At 61.8% G+C, this 19226-nt stretch carries 16 protein-coding genes; 7 read left to right on the top strand and 9 right to left on the bottom strand.

Annotated features, from left to right (window positions below; genetic code table 11):
- The first annotated feature begins 176 nt into the window (after positions 1 to 176).
- On the top strand, positions 177 to 2915 hold the full coding sequence (locus Q8Q83_RS12590) for a LuxR C-terminal-related transcriptional regulator (protein WP_305624203.1): 2739 nt from the start codon (positions 177 to 179) through the stop codon (positions 2913 to 2915).
- On the opposite strand, the gene Q8Q83_RS12585 is transcribed toward Q8Q83_RS12590, so the two are convergent.
- Positions 2904 to 3779, bottom strand: coding sequence for a hypothetical protein (locus Q8Q83_RS12585; RefSeq protein ID WP_305624222.1), 876 nt, complete (start codon positions 3777 to 3779; stop codon positions 2904 to 2906). The genes Q8Q83_RS12590 and Q8Q83_RS12585 overlap by 12 nt on opposite strands.
- 94 nt (positions 3780 to 3873) lie before the next feature.
- On the opposite strand from Q8Q83_RS12585, the gene Q8Q83_RS12580 reads away from it, so the two are divergent.
- Positions 3874 to 4560 carry a TetR/AcrR family transcriptional regulator gene (locus Q8Q83_RS12580; protein ID WP_305624201.1) on the top strand — a complete coding sequence of 229 codons (687 nt, stop codon included), beginning with the start codon at positions 3874 to 3876 and terminating at the stop codon, positions 4558 to 4560.
- A gap of 79 nt (positions 4561 to 4639) precedes the next feature.
- Positions 4640 to 5581 carry an alpha/beta fold hydrolase gene (locus Q8Q83_RS12575; RefSeq protein WP_305624199.1) on the top strand — a complete coding sequence of 314 codons (942 nt, stop codon included), beginning with the start codon at positions 4640 to 4642 and terminating at the stop codon, positions 5579 to 5581.
- Positions 5582 to 6002: 421 nt separating this feature from the next.
- On the opposite strand, the gene Q8Q83_RS12570 is transcribed toward Q8Q83_RS12575, so the two are convergent.
- Complete coding sequence (locus Q8Q83_RS12570; RefSeq protein ID WP_305624197.1) at positions 6003 to 6842, bottom strand: metal-dependent hydrolase; 840 nt, start codon at positions 6840 to 6842, stop codon at positions 6003 to 6005.
- A 377-nt stretch (positions 6843 to 7219) separates the two neighbouring features.
- Between Q8Q83_RS12570 and Q8Q83_RS12565 the strand changes: the two genes are divergently transcribed.
- Entirely contained in the window at positions 7220 to 8239 is a 1020-nt protein-coding gene (locus Q8Q83_RS12565) for an AraC family transcriptional regulator (protein WP_305624195.1), read from the top strand.
- Between the two features lie 15 nt (positions 8240 to 8254).
- On the opposite strand, the gene Q8Q83_RS12560 is transcribed toward Q8Q83_RS12565, so the two are convergent.
- The 7 genes from Q8Q83_RS12560 to Q8Q83_RS12530 all read right to left on the bottom strand — a co-directional run bounded on the left by Q8Q83_RS12560 (position 8255) and on the right by Q8Q83_RS12530 (position 16741).
- Positions 8255 to 10036: a restriction endonuclease subunit S gene (locus Q8Q83_RS12560; protein WP_305624193.1), complete on the bottom strand. Its 1782-nt coding sequence runs from the start codon at positions 10034 to 10036 to the stop codon at positions 8255 to 8257.
- Complete coding sequence (locus tag Q8Q83_RS12555) at positions 10033 to 10575, bottom strand: endonuclease domain-containing protein (protein ID WP_305624192.1); 543 nt, start codon at positions 10573 to 10575, stop codon at positions 10033 to 10035. The genes Q8Q83_RS12560 and Q8Q83_RS12555 overlap by 4 nt, the downstream gene beginning before the upstream one ends.
- Positions 10576 to 10610: 35 nt before the next feature.
- Complete coding sequence (locus tag Q8Q83_RS12550; protein ID WP_305624190.1) at positions 10611 to 12131, bottom strand: class I SAM-dependent DNA methyltransferase; 1521 nt, start codon at positions 12129 to 12131, stop codon at positions 10611 to 10613.
- A gap of 11 nt (positions 12132 to 12142) precedes the next feature.
- Complete coding sequence (locus tag Q8Q83_RS12545; RefSeq protein WP_305624188.1) at positions 12143 to 12868, bottom strand: nucleotidyl transferase AbiEii/AbiGii toxin family protein; 726 nt, start codon at positions 12866 to 12868, stop codon at positions 12143 to 12145.
- On the bottom strand, positions 12858 to 13418 hold the full coding sequence (locus Q8Q83_RS12540; RefSeq protein ID WP_371132406.1) for a MarR family transcriptional regulator: 561 nt from the start codon (positions 13416 to 13418) through the stop codon (positions 12858 to 12860). Before Q8Q83_RS12540 ends, Q8Q83_RS12545 begins: the two co-directional genes overlap by 11 nt.
- Before the next feature lie 78 nt (positions 13419 to 13496).
- Positions 13497 to 15875: an EcoAI/FtnUII family type I restriction enzme subunit R gene (gene hsdR / locus Q8Q83_RS12535; protein ID WP_305624187.1), complete on the bottom strand. Its 2379-nt coding sequence runs from the start codon at positions 15873 to 15875 to the stop codon at positions 13497 to 13499.
- A 125-nt stretch (positions 15876 to 16000) separates the two neighbouring features.
- Entirely contained in the window at positions 16001 to 16741 is a 741-nt protein-coding gene (locus Q8Q83_RS12530; RefSeq protein ID WP_305624185.1) for an ABC transporter substrate-binding protein, read from the bottom strand.
- A gap of 367 nt (positions 16742 to 17108) precedes the next feature.
- Here Q8Q83_RS12530 and Q8Q83_RS12525 point away from each other — a divergent pair, with 367 nt between their 5' ends.
- From Q8Q83_RS12525 to Q8Q83_RS12515, 3 genes are all read left to right on the top strand, one after another.
- Complete coding sequence (locus Q8Q83_RS12525; RefSeq protein ID WP_305624184.1) at positions 17109 to 17753, top strand: MBL fold metallo-hydrolase; 645 nt, start codon at positions 17109 to 17111, stop codon at positions 17751 to 17753.
- 82 nt (positions 17754 to 17835) lie between these two features.
- Positions 17836 to 18534 carry an OmpA family protein gene (locus Q8Q83_RS12520; RefSeq protein ID WP_305624182.1) on the top strand — a complete coding sequence of 233 codons (699 nt, stop codon included), beginning with the start codon at positions 17836 to 17838 and terminating at the stop codon, positions 18532 to 18534.
- A 244-nt stretch (positions 18535 to 18778) separates the two neighbouring features.
- Positions 18779 to 19226 (top strand): CHASE domain-containing protein (locus tag Q8Q83_RS12515; protein WP_305624180.1); only part of this gene is annotated, 448 nt, incomplete at its 3' end.

The following is a 19226-nucleotide window of genomic DNA, read 5'->3' as shown; positions in this document are numbered from 1 at the left end:
ACTGTTGTGCGGACTAGCTGCAAAGCTGCATCGCAGTGGTTTTGTCCGGGAAATGAAGCAAGGTCAGGTCTGGGTGAAAGCGCTGGTTTCCCGCGGGGCTTCAAATGCCCGCTCTAAGGCGCTAGTCTGCGGAGCATCGGTAGTGCCTCTGCCTGACTACTACAAGAAACCGGCTGATGACTGATCTGTCTCGAATCCCTGGCTTAGTTTCTGCGCCCATCACGGTGGGCGGGCATTTCTACCGTCCGCCTTTGCCTTCCAGCTACGTGCCGCGGCCGCGCCTGTGCGAGCGTTTGCTGGCCGGTCTGGCGGGGCGCTTGCTGTTGGTCAGCGCGCCCGCAGGTTTTGGCAAGAGCTCCCTGGCCATAGAGTTTTGCGAACGCCTGCCCGGGCATTGGCAGAGCCTGTGGTTGGGCCTGAATCAGCGTGACAGCGATCCGGGGCGCTTCCTCGAGCGCCTGCTGGCGGGCCTGCAGCAGTTTTTCCCGGGGCTGGGCGAGGATGCCCTGGGGCTGTTGCGGCTGCGCCAGCGCCATCAACCTTTTGCCTTCGAGGAGTGGCTGGACGGGCTGCTGGATGAGCTGGCCGTACTCCTCGATCCGCAGCAGCCGGTATTGCTGGTGCTGGATGACTACCACCTGGCCCAGGGCGCGGTGCTGGATCGCTGCCTGCAGTTCTTCCTCAATCACCTGCCCGCCGGCCTGCTGTTGCTGGTCACCAGCCGCCAGCGCCCGGACTGGCACCTGGCGCGCCTGCGCCTGTCGCGTCAGTTGCTGGAATTGCATGAGCAGGATCTGCGCCTGACCGATGAAGAAGCTATCGAGTTGCTGACCCGCCAGGGCGCGCATCTATCGGCTAAAGCGCTTGCCGACCTGTTGCTGCGCAGCGAGGGCTGGGTGGCCGGTCTGCGCCTGTGGTCGTTGGCCACCAGCGAGGCGCACGAGGAGGGCGCGCTGCCCGTGCCCCACGGGGCCGAAGGCTTGATTCGCGACTATCTATTGGAAGAGGTCATCGAGTGCCTGCCCGCCGAGGTGCAGGCGTTCCTGTATGAGACCGCTAGCCAGGAGCGCTTCTGCGCCGAGCTCTGCGATGCCCTGCGCGATAGCCATGACAGCGCCGCGATTCTGCGCCATCTGCAGGCCCATCAGGTGTTTCTGGTGCCCCTGGATGAGCAGGGCAAGTGGTTTCGTTACCACCATCTGTTTTCCGATCTGCTGCGCAGTCGCCCGGCCAGCGGCCTGAGTCAGCCGGCGGCGGGTTTGCACCTGCGCGCCTGCCGCTGGTTCAGCGCCCAGGGCTTGCTGGATGAGGCGATAGAGCAGGCGCTACGCGCCGGGCAGCCGGATGTGGCGGCCAATCTGGTACAGAGCCTGTCCGAGGAGCAGCTGCTGGCCGAGCAGAATGTCGCCACCTTATTACGCTGGAAGATGGACTTACCCGACAGCCTGCTGGCCAGCACGCCGCGGTTGATCGCGCTCTACGGCTGGGCCCTGGCATTGGCCTGTCAGCTGGATGCAGCCGAAGAGCTGGTCAGCCAGCTGCAACGTTTTCTCCCGGCGCCCAGCGCCGCCGAGCAGCAAGCGCTGCTGGCGCAATGGATGGCGGTGAGCGGGGTGATTGCCCGTGGCCGTGGCGATAGCCTGCGGGCCCAGCAGTATTGCGCCGAGGCGCTGACCTGCTTGCCCCAGGAACGCTACGGCCAGCGCCTGATGTGCCTGTCCAGCCTGGCCAACCTGGCGATAGTGCAGGGCGATCTATGGCGCGCCCGCGGCTTGAATCGCGAGGCCCTGGAGTTGGCGCAGCGGGTCGGCAATCCCTTGTTCGAGGCCCTGGCCCATTACGACCGGGCGCGGGTGCTGCAGGCGCGCGGCGAGGTGCTGCGCGCGCTGGAGGAAGTGCAGCAGGGCTTGCAGCGGCTGAGCGGTTTGCCGGCGCAGCGCCAGTATGCGGTGCGCGGGCGTCTGATCCTGTACGAAGGCTACCTGCTCAGCCTGCGCCTGCAGCCAGAGCAGGCGCGCCAGCGCTTGCTGGCCGGGATAGCCGAGGCCCGCGCCTGTCGCGATAGCAGCCTGTTGATCGGGCATTGCGTGCTGGCCAGCCTGGAGGGGCGCTGCGGCAACCTGTCCGAAGCCTTTGCCCAGCTGGCCGAGGCCGAGCGCCTGATGCATATCTGGGATATCCCGGCGGTCTACTACCTGGCGATGATCACCCTGTACAAATGCGAGCTGTGGTTGCGTCAGGGCCAGAGCGAACTGGCCGGCTTCTGGCTGAGCCGGCTGGCCCAGACCTATAGCGGCGAGCAGGCGGCCGCGGCGCCGGAGTTCCACCCGCAGCTGCCGCTGTATATCGACTTACACCAGGCCAGGCTCGAATGCCTGCGCGGTTTACCGGGAGAGGCCGAGCGGCGTTTGCGCGCCCTCGGCCAGCGTGCTCAAGCGAGCGGCGGGCTACTGCTCGCGGCTATTGCGCAGATGCAGCTGACCGGCCTGCTGCTGGCGGGCGGGCGCGAGCGCGAAGCCCAGCAACAGTTGCGCGGCGCCTTGCAGTCGGCGGCGGGGGGCGGTTTGTTGCCCTTCCATGACCTGCTGAGCCAGCAGCCGGGCTGGTTGCGCGCGCAGCTCTTGAGCCATGGCGGCTGCCCACTCGGCGCGGCCTTGCTGGCGGCGTTGCCGCAGCCAGCGCAGAACGACCAGGACGCTGCCGAGTCGGCCTCCGTGGTCGAGGCCCTGAGTGGGCGGGAGCTGGCGGTGTTGCAGCTGATCGCCCAGGGCTGCTCCAATCAGCAGATCAGCGAGCGCCTGTTTATCTCCCTGCATACGGTGAAGACCCACGCCCGCCATATCAACAGCAAGCTCGGGGTCGAGCGGCGTACTCAAGCGGTGGCGCGGGCTAAGGGCCTGGGTTTATTGCGCTAAATCGGTAGCTGCTGGCACCGACAGGTCGAGCTTGGGTTGCAGTGCTTTGTTCGGCTTGGCGGCGGCCAGTTGGGCCTGCACATCCTGTTGAATGCTCAGCAGCACCGGCAGCAACTCCTGCATGTTCTGCCGCACCTCGGCATAGGCGTGCTGCTGCGCCAGCTGTTCGGCGCGCAGCAGCAATTGCTCGCGCACCTCGCCGCGCAAATGGATAAATAACTCCGGTAGCTGCTTGCTCAGTTCGGCGCTGTAGAGCACCAGCTCTTCGCGGCCGAATTGTGTGGTCAGACCCAGGTAGTCCAGCGCGCTGGAGGTGAGCATGGCCGCCGCCGCCTTGGTTTCATGCAGGCCCTGCAGACGCATGGGATTGCTCTGCTCGCTCTGCGCCAGGGTCATCCAGAACTCGCTGGTGAGGGTGAACAGCACCGCCTGCTGGCGCAGCGAATAGCTCATCAAGCCCAGGGCTTCGGCGGCGTAGGGTTGCTGCGCGGCGCGAAAGTCGAAGTACAGGCGCATCAGCTCCTTGAGGCGGAACAGCGCCTCGCGGGCCTCGTTCTGCCGCAGCTCCAGCGGTGCATAGATATTCAGCTGCGGGCGGAAATTCTCTTCGCTGACCATGCGCTCATAGATAGGCCCGGTGAACTCGCCGCCGCGCCTGGGCAGGGCATTGGCCTGGGTCTTGTCGACCTTTTCCAGGGCTTCCAGCAGCTGTTGATAGTCGGCGCTGCTCCAGGGTTTGTGGATATCGGGAATCTTCTGCCCGAGGTAGAACAGCTCGGTGGCCTGCAGGGGCTGCCAGGACGACAGCAGAACCAGCCAAAGGATGGCCAGTGGCGATGCGAGGCGGCGTGTTAGCGTGTTCAGCACATCAATAATCCTGCGGCTATGGCGCTCAGAGTAAGCAACTCGCAGAGTAACCAGCTTGCTCTGCGGCGTCACCCGCGCCTTGGTTGGGAAGATGACGATGCAACAGGCGTTGGCTGAACTGGGCGCGGTACGCGCGGTATTCGAAGACCTGGGCGGTTACGGCGCGGTGGCGCAGCAGCAGGAACAAGACGGCGAGGGGCCGCTGATCGGCCATCTGCAGCGCACCAATATCCAGCTGGCGGCGATTCCGGTGTTTGCCCGCAAGGGCCTGGCCGAGACCACGGTGAATGACCTGCTGGCGGCGGCCAACGTGTCGCGGCGCACCTTCTACAAGTACTTCGAGAACAAGATGCAGGTGCTCGAAGGCATCTACCAGACCGCGGTGGCCCTGCTGTTGTCGCGCTTCAGCGAGATGCAGAGCATCGCCGGCAGCCCGCAGGCCTGGCTGAGCGCCATGGTCGGGCGCTATTTCGATTACCACCTGGCGGTCGGCCCTATCATCCGTCTGATGCAGGAGGAGGCCCTGCGCGCCGATTCGCCCCTGGCCGCGCACCGCCAGCACGCCCATATGGAGATGGCGCGGCTACTCGCCGAGCGTCTGCATGGCGATACCCGGCCAACCGATCCGCTGACCTATCGCGCGCTGATCTGGGCCATGGAAGCCGCCTCCCTGGAGCTGCTCGGGCGCGCCGCCAGTCGGGCCGAGATCGAACAGGCCAAGCGGGTGCTTAGCGACTTGCTGATCGCCTCGCTATGCCCAGCCACAGGCTCAACCTAGGTTAGGCGTCAGCCCCGGTTGGACATGCTCTGATAGCCCGGATAGTTCTTGCCCATAACAACAATTCCGAGGTGTCTGCATGTCTGCTTCCAGTCTCCCGCTGACGCCGCCATTGGCGGCTGGTTTCGCCCGTTTGGGTTTCGGGGCCTTGCCCCTGGAAAGCCTCAAGTCGCGCTACGGCAATGCCGCCAGCGGCTCGCGCTTTATCGAGCTGGATGGCTTCAACCTGCATTACCGCGACGAGGGCAGCCGGGACAAACCGGCGCTGGTGCTGATCCATGGCGTGGTGTCCTCCTTGCACACCTGGGACGACTGGCTGCCGGCATTCGCCGCGCACTACCGCGTTATCCGTTTCGATGTGCCGGGCTTCGGCCTGACCGGCCCGGCGCGCGATGGCCAGTATTCGGCCGAGCGCATGATCAAGGTGTTCGGCCTGTTGCTCGATTACCTGGACGTGAGCAAGGCCTCGCTGGTCGGTAACTCCCTGGGCGGTTATATCGCCTGGAACTTCGCCCTGGCCCAGCCGCAGCGGGTGGACAAACTGGTGCTGATCGATCCGGCCGGCTACCACATGCCCAAGGTGCCTTGGATGATCGCCTCCGCCGCGCTGCCCGGCGCGACCCTGGCCATGCCGCTGTGGATGCCGCGGGCTGTGATCGCCCAGGGCATCAAGGAAGTCTACGGCGAGCCGGCGCGGATCAAGCCGGGGGTGGTCGACCGCTACAACGACCTGAGTCGGCGGCCGGGCAATCGGCGGGCGATGCTGGATATCTTCCGCACGCTGCTCAAGGTCAATCAGCAAGAGCTGCACGGCTCCCCGGCGCGGGTGGCGCAGTTCCAGGCGCCGACCCTGCTGCTGTGGGGCGAGCGCGATCGCTGGATCTCGCCCAAGCACGTGCCGTTATGGCAGCGCGACCTGCCGGGCAATCAGGTCAAGACCTATCCAGGGGTTGGCCATGTGCCCATGGAAGAAATCCCCCAACAGAGCGCGGCCGATGCCCTGCGTTTTCTGTTGGGGTGATTCTTGGGTATGCGGGCTGCGTTTTAGCCGTGGCCCGCAGGTTCAGGGCAGATCAGGGTCAGGGCGTAGCCCGGATGCAATCCGGGAGCGGGTTGGCTGACGGGAGATTTCCCCGGATTACATCCGGGCTACGGGTTGCGCTTTTGTAGAAGGGTGGGTTAGCGGCGCAGAGTCGGGTTGGCAAAGTTACTGCGCCACTAACCCACAAACAAAAGCTGTGCGCCGCGTAACCCACCAAGCGGTGATCGGCCTGCCTCCCTTGGTGGGTTACGGCGCAACTGACTACGCATCAGCAGATAGCCCGTGGTCATGCGCCTAACTCGACAGCATGGGTATCGCTGCGCTCAACCCATCCTACGCATTACCGCGCCCCGGGCATCGGCTTTGTGGCGCCTTTGCTTGTTGCCGTTTTTGCTCTGGCTTAGGCCGCCTGGATTTCCGTCTGCGGGTCGAATTCGCGGCGGGCCTGGTAGAGCAGTTCCAGGTTGTTGTGCTGCCAGGGATGGAAGTCGGGCTTGAAGAAGTCCCGGTAGGTGCGCAGCAGCGGGCGGAACACGCCATGTTTGCCCCACATCCACTGCAGGCCGTCGCGCCAGACCCGCCAGTTCCACAACAGGCCGTCTTGCTTGAGCATATGGATCAGGCCGCGCGTGGTGTCGAGGACAAAGAACAAGGTGGCCATGCGCATCGCCCGGCGCAGCAGTTTGCGGCTACCGCAGACCTGGTTGTAGACATCGAAGGCCACCGCCTTGTGCTCGGTTTCCTCCAGCGCATGCCAACGCCACAGGCGCGCCATGGTCGGGTGCGCGCCGGCCATATGGCGCGGGTCCTTGAGCAGGCCGTCGGCCATGATCGCGGTGATATGTTCCAGGGCGGCGGTGGCCGCCAGTTGCCGCTGCGGCGAGAACTTCTTCTGGGTGAAGCGGATGCGTGCCTGGGCCCGGCGTTCGATGCGGGCGATGTCATAGCCGAGGTCACGCAGGCGGTTGCTGTATTCCAGGTGTTCGCGGCTGTGATGACCTTCCTGGCCGATAAAGCCGCGGATCTGTTCCTTCAATACAGGGTCTTCGATCTGCTCGCGGAAATGCCGCACCGAGTCGATAAAGAAGCGCTCGCCATCGGGAAACAACACCGACATGGCATCGAACAGGTGGCTCTTGAAGGCATCGCCGCCGTGCCAGTGGCGCGGCAGGGGATTGGGAAAATCGAAATCCATATGCCGTGGGCTAATCTGCAAACCTTCCGGGGTAGTGCTGGCCATGCTGACTCCCTGAGTCTGTGACTTATGCATGCCTCACTATGGGTTCGCTCGCGGCCTTGGCAAAGGTTAACAACAGCCAATCTTTCGGTCATTTATGGCCAGGGGAGTTTTTCCCAGGCACTGCCGCTCAACCTGCGGCCTGCGCGCCAGCCCAAGGCGGCAGAGACTCGCCAAGAGCCTGAACGGCTGCTGAATGCGCGGCGGGGAAGTGGGGGTGCGGAAAAGTGCCGCGCGCTGATTTTCCACGGCGCCGCTGCTTGGCGTTTATGGGGCATTGTTTTGGCACCATGGTCCAGCAATGCCCTTGCCGGTTTCTGTAGGACAAGGTTATCTTCGTTGGCGTGGGTCATATCTGGCCATCGACTAATAAGAAGCCCATGAAACCATCGCCGAATCTCACTGCCGAACTGGTGCCGGTTGCCTACGCCGCGGCCTTGCTCGACCTGGTCGAGGAACTGGGCGTGCCGCGCAACCAGCTGTTCGCCGAGGCGCGGGTGCGCCCCGAGGTGCTGGGCAATCCCCAGGGGCGCCTGTCCTTTATCGACTTCACCCAGCTGAGCGCCTGCGCCTTGCGCCTGTGCGACGAGCCGGCCCTGGGCTTGCTGCTCGGCCAGCGGCTGAACGTCTCGACCCACGGCATTCTCGGTTACGCCGTGCTGTCCAGCGCCAACCTGGGCAAGGCCATGCAGTTCGCCCTCAAGTATTACCGGGTACTGGGCCTGACCTATGAGCTGGAGATGCTCGAGCAGGATGAGCGGGTCGAGTTGCGCGCCAGTGAAAGCATGCCGCTCGGCCCCCTCAGCCGTTTCGCCGCCGAGGGCCTGCTGACCAGCCTGTACACCATCGCGCGCTTTCTGGTCGGCGAACGCTTGCAAGAGGTGGAAGTGGGCTTCGCCCACGCCGCGCCGCAGTATGCCGAGCGCTATGAGCGGCTGTTTGGCGTGGCCGTGGCGTTCGACCAGCCGTACCACCGCTTGAGCCTGCCCCAAGCCTACCTGGCCCGGCCCATGGCCCTGGCCAATCCGGCCACGGTGCAGATGTGCGAGCAGCAGTGCGAGGCGCTGCTGGCCAGCCTGGATGTGCAGGACGGCCTGCTGACCCGGGTGCGCCGCCTGTTGCTGGCCCGCCCCGGCGACTTCCCCGACCTGGCCAGCGCCGCCGAGGCCCTGCATACCAGTGGCCGCAGCCTGCGTCGGCATCTGTCGGGCATGGGCACCAGCTACCAGCAGGTGCTGGATGAGGTGCGCAAGCGCCTGGCCCTGCAATACCTCAGCACCACCCATCTGCCGCTGTATGAAATCGCCTACCTGCTGGGTTTCAACGACCCCTCCAACTTTCGCCGCGCCTTTAAGAAATGGACGGGCAAGCTGCCCAGCGATTATCGCAGCGACGAATAAGGCCGGTGTAAAGCATCACGCCACCGCCTGCTCGACCAGGGTGCTGGCCAGTTGTTCGTTAAGTTGGCGGGCCTGGCTTAGGCGGGCTTTTAGTTGGTTGCAGAGGGCCATCAGTTGATCGACTTTGGCGACGATGCGGTGTTGTTCGGCGAGCGGCGGCAGCGGGAGAACAGTTTCTTTAATTTTCCCCAGATTTAGGTTCGGCTGTGCTCCACCAGCTGCAAGCAAACGAATGTCGTCATAGCTCTTAACGAAGAAATACTTCACGTAACGCCTATGTGATTCGCCCTGATCAAACAATTGGATTGCAGCACACGCCTGATTTGTACAGGCATCAATCAAAAGCTCAGAAATCTGCCCTCGTGTTTTTCCTTGACCGTACATGGCGATGACCAGCGTGTGCGGTGGGTAAACGGTCAGATTTGTTTCCGTTAGTGCAAGAGGTGAAACTTTCTGTTCTGTCTCATGGATGTGGTCTTGTGACGTCTCGCCACTAGTCACCCAGTTAATCGTTGCTGGCTCAAAATACTTAAGATTTGTTCTAAGTGGGGTTGCCCCCGTACCTACTTGCGCAATTTCCTCTAGGCGAACCCACTCCCAGTTCTCCGGTAACTCAAACGATTTTTCCACCTCAGCGATCTCCGCCAGCGGCTTCTGCTTCTTGAGCTTACCTTCGGCTACCAGCCGAGCCTTTTCCTCGGCAATGCGCTTAAGCAATTCACTCGCCGGCTCATCGTTGGGATCTTGCGGCACCAGTTTGCCCATCACGGCCAGTTGCAGCAGGGCTTGTTTGAGGGCGTCGATGCTGGGTTCGGTGGTGAACAGGGTGTGGAAGTGTTCGGCGAGGCGCTGCCAGCTGGCTAGGCCGAAAATTGCTCCTGCATTTTCGGCATTTCCGCCATCCTTGGCGGTCAAGTCGGCGGTGTCGCTGGCTTCCTGGATCAGGCTGTCGAGCAGCGCCTGCACCAGTTGGACGTGGGCGCTTGCGGCGTCGGCCTGCTGGGCTTCCAGGCGGTCGCATAGGGCCATTAATTCATCGACTTTGGCGACGATGCGGTGTTGTTCTGGCAGCGGAGCCAAAGGTATAGGCGCTAGTTTCAGCTTTTCCTGCGAAATATTTACCTGGCTAGCAGCCATACCGGATTTGGCTATTTCCAAGTATCTAGCTGTGCTGCCGGCATTTAGGCATAGCGCTATATATCGGCCATATGTTCCAGCTTCAATTGGGTGGAAACGGATGATCTTGTCCGAAATCATGAGGCGGGGTCTGGTGCTTTCTACCAAGCAAGAAATGCCTACCCGGTTGGTCGGCCCTGCGCGAGTAAAAAGAATATCTCCAGCTTTCACCTCGGCATCAGACCTAGGCTCAAGGTGGGCAGGAAGCTCTTTGTTTTCCTCTTGGAGAAATTGCATTACCTGAACAGCAGTAGTTTTCAGTACACCCCAAACGTCATTGTTCGGTGACGAATTTGACTCACATGCTGGACTCCAGCCAGAGTCCATCCCCAGCGTAATATCTGAGAGTGTTACCCAGCCCCACGAGCTCGGAACTTTGGCGATTCCAAAATCCAATTCAACGTCTGTGACTTTCTTCGTTTTTTTCAACAGACCTGCTTCAAGAAGTCGAGCTTTCTCGATTTCAATACGTCCCAACCAGTCGCTCGCTTGTCCATCATTAGAGTCCTGCGGCACCAACTTACCGCGCACCGCCAGCTCCAGAATCAGCTCACGTAGTTTCTTGATGCCATTGGGCGCACCTGCCAGCAGCGGCAGGTTGTCGGTGAGCAAAGCGGTCATGGCGTTTCACCGGAGTCAGGTGTGGAAGCTAAAGGCAAATCCCCCCTAGCCCCCCTTTTGCAAAGGGGGGGATTGGGTTCTGCGTTGGTTGGTGAGGGCTGCGTGCGGCCTGGTAGTACGCTGGTACCGAGAGCGGCATCAGGCTGCTTGTCTCCCCCCTTTGAAAAAGGGGGGGCGGGGGGGATTGCTTTTGCTACTTCAGCAAAAATCACGCTCATTACATCTTCCAACTCAAGTAAAACCTGCCGGTTATCAAAACGGATCACCCGAAGTCCCAGCGACTCCAGTTGAGCCGTGCGTTGCCGGTCATAGGTTTGTGCGGCAGGCTCGAAATGCTGCGAGCCATCCAGTTCGATGACCAGCCTGGCTGCCGCACAGTAAAAATCCACGATGTAACTCGCCAGGGGTTTCTGTCGGTAAAACTGCACGCCCAGTATTTGCTTCCTGCGTAATCGTGACCAGAGCAACTGCTCGGCCTCGGTCATGTCATTGCGCAAGTTGCGCGTCAGTGCTTTGAGGTTTCGGTTGTAAGGCAGCATGCGGCTCATCCATGAGAATAATCAGGCTGTTCGCGTTATCGCGCAGGCTTCCAGCTCGCGAGCGTTGACTTCGAAACGCTCGCGGTTGAGGGTGTCCTGCTCAGCGCATCGTGGAGCACGGCCTTAAGCTGGTCGCGCAACTCGCCGATCTCGCCTTGCAGCTTGGCGTAGTCATGCAGCAGCTCGTCCGGGTCGTGGCTGATCTGCTCACCGATATGCGGGTTTTTGCAGTCCAGGTTCCAGTTGCGTGCTTGCAGTTCTTCGACGCTGACCTGCCAGGCAAATTGGTTTTCCACCCGCGCGGCAAAACCATCGGCTTCGTTGCCCCACCAGTCTTGTTCCACGGCGAACTCTTCGATACGCATGGGGCGGGTCTTGTTGTAGTTCTTTACCCCTGCCGGGTACTGGTGTTCGTAGAACCACAGCTGCTTGGTGGGCGTGCCTTTGGTGAAGAACAGCAGGTTGGTCTTGATGCCGGTGTAGGGGTTGAACACGCCCTTGGGCAGGCGAACGATGGTGTGCAGGTTGTTTTCTGCGAGCAGTTTTTCCTTGATGCGGCTCTTGATGCCTTCGCCAAACAGAAAGCCATCGGGCAGCACCACGGCGGCGCGGCCACCGTCTTTGAGCAGGTGCATGATCAGCACCAGAAACAGGTCGGCGGTTTCGCGGGTGCGGAAGGCGGCGGGGAAGTTGGTTTCGATGCCGTCTTCTTCCATGCCGCCGAACGGCGGGTTGGCGACGATGCAGTGCACGCGCTCACTCGGGCCCCAGCTGATTAGCGGTTTGCTCAGGGTGTTGTCGTGGCGGATCTGGCTGGGCACCTCGATGCCGTGCAGGATCATGTTGGTGGTGGCCAGCAGGTGCGGCAGCGGCTTCTTTTCCACGCCGAAGATGCTGGCCTGCAGGGTGCGCTCATCCTCGGCGGTTTTTACGTAACGGCTGCGTTTATGCTCGATGGCGCAGGTGAGAAAGCCGCCCGTGCCGCAGGCCGGGTCCATGACCTTTTCATCCAGCTTGGGGTCAACCATGCGCACCATAAATTCGGTGACTGGGCGCGGGGTGTAGAACTCGCCGGCGTTGCCGGCGTTCTGCAGGTCGCGCAGCAGTTGCTCGTAGAGGTTGCCGAACTCGTGGCGCTCCTGGGCTTTGTTGAAGTCCACGCCTTGCTGAATCTTGTTGACCACCTGGCGCAGCAGCTGGCCGGACTTCATATAGTTGTAGGCGTCTTCAAACACGCTGCGCACCACGAAGGCGGACGGCGTGCTGCTGTACTCATGCAGGTTCTGCAGCTGGGGGAACAGGTTGTTGTCGATAAAGCCCTTGAGGTCGTCACCGGTCATGCCTTCCGGGTCGGCGGCCCAGGTGCGCCAGCGGCAGCTTTCGGGAATCGGCGAGCGGTAGCTGTCGTCCATCAACTCCCATTCCAGCTCGCGGTCATCGAAGATTTTCAGAAACAGCAGCCAGACCAGCTGGCCAATGCGCTGGGCGTCGCCATCGACGCCGACATCTTTGCGCATGATGTCCTGGATGGATTTGATGGTTGAGCTGATCGACATGCTGGTTTCCGTTAATAGGCGGCGGGAAGCGTGGTGATGGCTTCCAGGCGCTGAAAAATAAGTTCTTCGCGCGCCTGCTGTTGGCGGGCGGCGGATTGCACGGCGTAGGCGAAGTCGCGGTGGGCGAGCAGTGCGCTAATGGCCTGGGCGATGTAGTGACGCAAGGCAGGTTCGGCCTGGGCCAGTTCGGCGTGCAGGCTGTCGCGGCCGTCCACCACGGCAAGGATGTCTTCGATATCGCGGCTGGCCAGCGGGTCGCCGCGCCCACGGCCGCGATAGGCTTCCAACTTGGTGGCGAGAAAGTAGCTGGGAGTGACGACGCGGATCAGCGTGCCGGAGGGCAGGGCATGATCGGCTGCGCTGTGCAGGGCATCGCGGTACCAGCGGTTGGTGAAATTGAGGATGGTCTCGTCGTCGGGCATAAAGTCGACGAGCAGATCCCGGCCGGTCAGCGCGTTGGGCAGGCGCATGCGGCAGATGATGTCGTCCTCGGGGGACTCACGAAAACCGCGCTGGCGCAGTTCGGTAAGCAGGCGTTGCCACTTGCCGTAGCCGAGGACATGGACGATAACGTCGACATCTTCGGTAAAGCGTACCGCCTCGCGGGCGAAGGCATCGGTGACCAGCAGTGCGGTGGTGCAGCCGCCGACAAAGGCGACCTGGCGCAGTAACTCCGGCCCCAGCGCGTCGGCTACGGTTTGCAACATCTGCTCCTGGATGCGCCATTCAGCTGCCATCGGGTTCGCCTCGCAGGTATTGCTCCAGCAGCGTTCTAGCCAGGCTGGCCTCGCGCTCGTTGCCCAGGCGAATGGCGTCCACCAGGGCGAGCATGGCGTAGAGCGCCTTATCCTGGCGTGCCGCGCTGGGTACGCTTTTGAACAGCGGTTCGACCGCTTGGCCCATATCGCTGCCCTGGGCATCTTCCCAGACAGGGATATGTTCACCGCCGGACAGCAGCTTGCCGGCCAGCACGGGCGCGGCGTGAGCGGTGGCCAGGCCGCGCACTATAGGGCCGGGCCGAACCGGGAATACATACTTCAAGCCGTGGCCGAGAAACTCGTTGAGGGCGCGGGTGTTGGTGCGCGGTATCCCGCTGTTGCGCTCCAGCTTGGCCAGCCCGGCGGCAATGCAGCGATTGAGCGCATTGCTGACTTCGGATTTGCTGATGCCGGTGGACTGTTCGAGTGCACGCATGGAGAAGTGCTCGGCGGTCTGCTCAGCAACGGGTTGCTGGTTTTCCAGGCTGGCCAGCTTGAGCAGCAGCAGTATGTCTTGGCCTTTCATCATCTAATAAATTCCCCGTCCACTGTCTATGGACAGAGGACAGTCTGCTGGTGAGGCGTCGCTGCTGTCAACGTTCGCGGTTCAGGCGCTTATCTCGCCGCGGTAGAGCTGGTCTTCCAGCTCATAAACGGCTTTCTGGTAGGCCGGCTTGCCGCCAAAGACGTCCACCAACTCTTTGAGAGAGCCCATTTCCTTGAATGGCGGAATCGTGAGGATCTGGAAGTCCTCAATGTGCTCAATACCCGTGTCAGCGTACTTGTCGAGCAGCGCTTCCAGTACCTGGCGCGCCGCACCGGAATACTTGGCGAAGTAGTTGCGCTTCTTCACCTGCTCGGCGCGCTCGCGGCGGGTCAGGGCGGGCTGGTCGAAGGCGACGTGGCAGATAAGGTCGAACGGATCGAGGGGGTTGCCCTGCTTCTTTTCCACTTCTTCGGCCAGGGCTTCCCACATCACGCCTTGGGCCGCCATCTCGTCGATGATGGCCTTCTTCTGTTCTGCATTACTCCAGCGGCGCAGAAAGTCATCCAGCGAGGCGAACTGCTTTTGCACGCAGGCGCGGGTGTAGTCGTGCAGCGATTCGGTGATCAGCCGACCGTCCGGGCCGTAGTACTGCACCCGCTCTGCGATAACGTAGATCGGGACGCTGTCGATCACGTACCTGATGCGCTTCTTGCCGCCGTCTTCGCCGGTAAATTCCAGGTCGTCGGCCTCTGCATCGCTGCCTGCGCTGATGCCTTCTTCATCGGCCAGCGGGTTATCCGGTGGCACGGGGGAATCATCGCCTTCGGGGGCGTAGATCACCACCGGGTCACCATCGAAAGCCGGATCGGCAAACAGCTCGGTGGCCTTCTTGAAGTCCATGATGGTGAACCAGTACTTGCCGTAGTCCTCGTTGATGCGGGTACCGCGCCCGATGATCTGCTTGAACTCGGTCATCGACTTGATGTGCTGGTCGAGCACGATCAGCTTGCAGGTCTGCGCATCGACGCCGGTGGTCATCAGCTTGCTGGTGGTGGCGATGACCGGGTAGCGCTCTTCCGGGTTGATAAAGTTATCCAGCTCGGCCTTGCCTTCCTGGTCATCGCCGGTGATGCGCATAACGTACTTGCGGTTCTCGGCAATGCGTTCCGGGTTGAGGTTGACCAGCGCCTGGCGCATGCGCTCGGCATGGTTGATGTCGTCGCAGAAGATGATGGTCTTCTGGAATGGATCGGTGGCCTTGAGGAACTCGGTGACCTTCTGCGCGACCAGTTGAGTACGCGCCTCGATGACCAGGGTGCGGTCCATGTCCTTGAGGTTGTAGATGCGGTCTTCGATCAGTTCGCCATTCTTGTCGAGCATGCCCTTGGGTGGACGCCAACCTTGCAGGTCTTTGTCGAAGTCGATGCGCACCACTTTGTAGGGCGCGAGGAAGCCGTCTTCGATGCCCTGCTTGAGGGTGTAGCTGTACACCGGCTCACCGAAGTAGGTGATGCTGGACACCTCCTTGGTTTCCTTCGGTGTGGCGGTGAGGCCGACATGGGTGGCATTGGCGAAGTAGTCGAGAATCTCGCGCCAGGCGGAATCCTCGGCGGCGCTGCCACGGTGGCATTCGTCGATCACGATCAGGTCGAAGAAGTCGCGGGAGAACTGCTTGTAGATGTTCATCTCTTCTTCGGTACCGGTCACGGCCTGATAGAGCGACAGGTAGATCTCGTAGGAGGTGTCGATCTGCCGTTTGGCGATCTTGGTCATCGCCTGGCCGAACGGCTTGAAGTCGTTGTTCTTGGTCTGGTCGACCAGGATGTTGCGGTCGGCGAGGAAGAGGATGCGTTTCTTCTGCTTGGACTTCCACAGCCGCCAGATGATCTGGAAGGCGGTGTAGGTCTTGCCGGTGCCGGTGGCCATGACCAACAGAACTCTATCTTGCCCGCGTGCCACGGCTTCGACGGTGCGGTTGATGGCATTCATCTGGTAGTAGCGCGGCATGCGCCCGGAGCCGTCGTCGTAGTAGGGCGCTTCGATTTTGTGCTGGGCCTGGTCATCCAGGCCCTTCCACTGGCAGTAGCGTTGCCAGAGTTCATCCGGGCTGGGGAACTGGTCGAGGGTTAGCTCGGTTTCTACCTGGACGCCGGTGCCGCTGCGGTCATGGAATAGAAAGCCATCGCCATTGCTGGAAAACACGAACGGCACATCCAGCGCCTCGGCATAACCCAGAGCTTGCTGCATGCCGGAACCAACGGAGTGCTTGTTGTCCTTCGCCTCGATCACGGCGATGGACAGGTTTTTCTGGTAACTGAGGATGTAGTCGGCGCGTTTGCGCTCGCCTCGGCTGTGCAGCTTGCCACGCACCATGATGCGCCCAGCGGTAAAGCCAAACTCTTCCAGCACCTGCTTGTGCATGTCCCAGCCGGCTTGCTGGATCGCTGGGGCGATGTACTTGCTGCAGATGTCCCGCTCGGAAAGCGACTTTTTATCCATAACCCCAATTCCCTTTCAAGCCGGTATGGTCGCCCCAGGCCGGCACTGCTGATCGTGCTTGATTGGCGTAAATGTACCTTGTTTGGCGTTGCTTTGGATCTTGACGCAGGGCCGGCTAATCGGTGTCAGTGAATCGACGCCGTCCGGTACTGGTTGATGATCTGTTCCCTGCGCGCTTGAAAGGCAGGATCGAGCATGGCCGCGTCTATGCGGGCGATGACCTGCTCGACATCCGGCAGGCTTTTGCGCAAGCCGATATGGAATTCCACTTGGCTGTTGGGAATGAAATCCACTTTGGCGCTGCGCAACTGCTCCGTATATCCGAACTGGTTCGCGTAGTACCGGGCCTGTTCGGGGCTCATGATGATGAAGTCGCCGGCGCCGCGGCGGAACAGCATGTGGATCATCTGCGGCGGCGTGTTCACTGGGTAACGCTTGATAAAGCCCGGCACGTTTTCTCGCTCCCAGTCGACGCTCTCCTGGGAGATAAACAGTAGATTGCGCAAATCGTCGAAGCTCTTGGCCTGCGCGATCATCTTGCCTCTGGCGTTGTCGCGACTGTAGACCAGGTTGCCGTAGTCCCACACATACATCGGCTTGGCCGCGAAGCGGGCATAGGCCTTGCGCGTATCCGAGGGAAAGGTGCAGAAGCCATCCAGCCGGCCATTGGCGACTTCGAGCTGCGCGCGCCCCCAAGGTAAGGGCAGCAGCTCCACCTGGTACTCCGGCATGCTGACGAACAGTTCTTCCAGCAGATCGCGGATGATGCCCCGCGCCTCGCCGTTCCGTTCATATGAAGACGGCGGACTTTCGGCGGACATGGCGAAACGCAACAGACGCGCTTCGTCGGCCTGAGTAATGGGCATACCCAGCCATTCAGCGCACAGAAACAGCAACAACAGGGAGGTGGATCGAATGATCTTTGACCCCTGGATTTTCAGTCGAAAGTCATTTGATCGGATCCCATTTAGCGACCCCATAACGATACTCTTAGCTGGCGCAGTCCCGCAGTATAGCCGGCAGTCGCGGCTAATCGGCACTGGTCGAGGCTAGGTTCGCTTGCGCTCCGCAGCGCCGCTGCTGCTGCTGCCAGGCTATTGAATGTACGGGCCTGTTGGGCTCACCCTTTACGCCTGATTTGGGCGAGCCAGGGGTATGCGCCTTTCTGCCCGAGCGTCGCCACCTTTAAGCGCACTGCGCCCCCAATGTGCCATCAATCCCACAGGAACACCCATGGAAGCCGCAAAAACCGCGCTAATCCGCGAAACCTTCCCAGTCGGGCCTTTGCAGTGCAACTGCACGATTATCGGCGACCCGCTGACCAAGAAGGCCATAGTGGTCGACCCGGGCGGCAATCCGGAGCTGATCATGGCGCGCCTGGAGGCCCATGGGCTCAAGGTGGTCAGCATCATCCACACCCACGCCCATCTGGATCACTTTCTCGCCTCCGGGCAGATGAAAGAGAAGACCGGCGCGACCCTGCATCTGCACAAGGACGATCAGTTCCTCTGGGACAACCTGGAAATGCAGTGCCGCATGTTCGGCGTGCCCTACACCCCGGTGCCGGCGCCGGACCAGTGGCTGGCCGATGACGAGGAGCTGGCCTGTGGTTGCGGCGTGGCCCTGCACACGCCGGGGCATACTCCGGGGTCCATGAGTTTCTGGTTTCCCCGCGACAAGTTGCTGATTGCCGGCGACACCCTGTTTCGCCGCGGCATTGGCCGTACCGATCTGTGGGGCGGGGACTACCAGACCATCGAGCGCTCGATCAAGCAGCGTCTGTATAGCCTGGACGAGGAGGCCACGGTAGTCACCGGGCATGGCGCTGACACCCGGCTGGGCGATGAGATGCGGGAAAACCCCTTTGTCCGCGCTTGAGTGCAGGGAATCTTCTGTACGCACGATGCTCTAAACTTCGCCCGTTAAATTGGCGACGAAAACTGTCTCAGGAGCTCCAACCATGTTCACCCCATCACGCCTGATCCTTACTGCCACCCTGGCTGCCTTGGTGACAGGCTGTGCCTCGCAAAACCCCTATGACAACCAGACGTCCTCCGCCCCCGAGGGTGGCATGAGCAAGACCGCCAAATACGGCGGCCTGGGTGCCCTGGCCGGCGCGGTCGCCGGCGCGGCGATCAGCCACGACAACCGTGGCAAGGGCGCCCTGATCGGCGCCGCGGTCGCTGGCGCCGCCGGTGCGGGTTACGGTTATTACGTCGACAAGCAGGAAGCCGAACTGCGCCGCAGCATGGAGGGCACCGGGGTGCAGGTCGAGCGCCAGGGCGACAATCTGCAATTGATCATGCCCGGCAATATCACCTTCGCCACCGATTCGGCGGATATCGCCAGCAACTTCTATGCACCGCTGAACAACCTGGCGACCTCGTTCCGTCAATACGAGCAGAACAGCATCGAGATAGTCGGCCACACCGATAACACCGGCAGCCATGCCTACAACATGAACCTGTCCCAGCGCCGCGCCCAGAGCGTGGCCAATTACCTGCTGGCCCAGGGGGTCAATGGCATGCGGGTCAGCACCCGGGGGGCCGGTCCGGATCAGCCGATTGCCAACAATGCCAGCGAGGCCGGACGTTCGCAGAACCGTCGGGTAGAGATCAACCTGCGGCCCTTGCCCGGCGCGCAGCAACCCCAGCAGTAAGCCTCCCGCGTTACCCTTGCGCATAAATCACCAGGCCTCCCCCACGGAGGCCTAGTGATTTATGCCGTCCGTCGTTGGCGCAAAACCCTGCCGGATTCCTGACTAGACTGCCAGCAACGGCTCTCTATAGCCGTACCAGTGCCTGTGGCAATTCCGCGCGAGTTCGCCAGGCAAGGACCGCTCAGGAGGTCGCATGGACGCTAGGCCCGCCCCTTCCCCCCGTAAGCCTTGGATTCCTTTACTAGTGGCCCTGGTTCTGCTGTTCGGCCTGGGCGCGCTGATGCTGTGGCAATGGCAGGTGTTGGAAGCGCGCAGCCGCGAGGAAGCCCAGCAGCGCTTTCAGTTGGAGAGCCAGGAGGTCAAGCAGCGCGTGGAGACGCGCATGCGGGCCTACGAGATGGTGCTGCGCGGGATGTCCGGGCTGATAGTCGGCAACGACGCCGTGTCCATCGAAGAGTGGAACCGGGCGGTCGACCAGTTGCACCTGCAGGAGCGCTACCCCGGCATCCAGGCGGTCTCCTGGTCCAGCTACCTCAAGGCCGGGCAGGTCGCGGCTTTTCTGGCCGACATGCAGGCCAGCGGGCGCAAGGATTTCCGCATCATCCCGGCAGAGCCTAGCCAGGAGTACCTGCTGGTGAACTACATCAGCCCGCCGGATTGGCGCAACCGCCGGGCGGTCGGCTTCAATATGC

Source organism: Pseudomonas sp., from assembly GCF_030696055.1.
GTDB lineage: Bacteria > Pseudomonadota > Gammaproteobacteria > Pseudomonadales > Pseudomonadaceae > Aquipseudomonas.
This window is presented reverse-complemented; position numbering and strand designations above follow the sequence as displayed.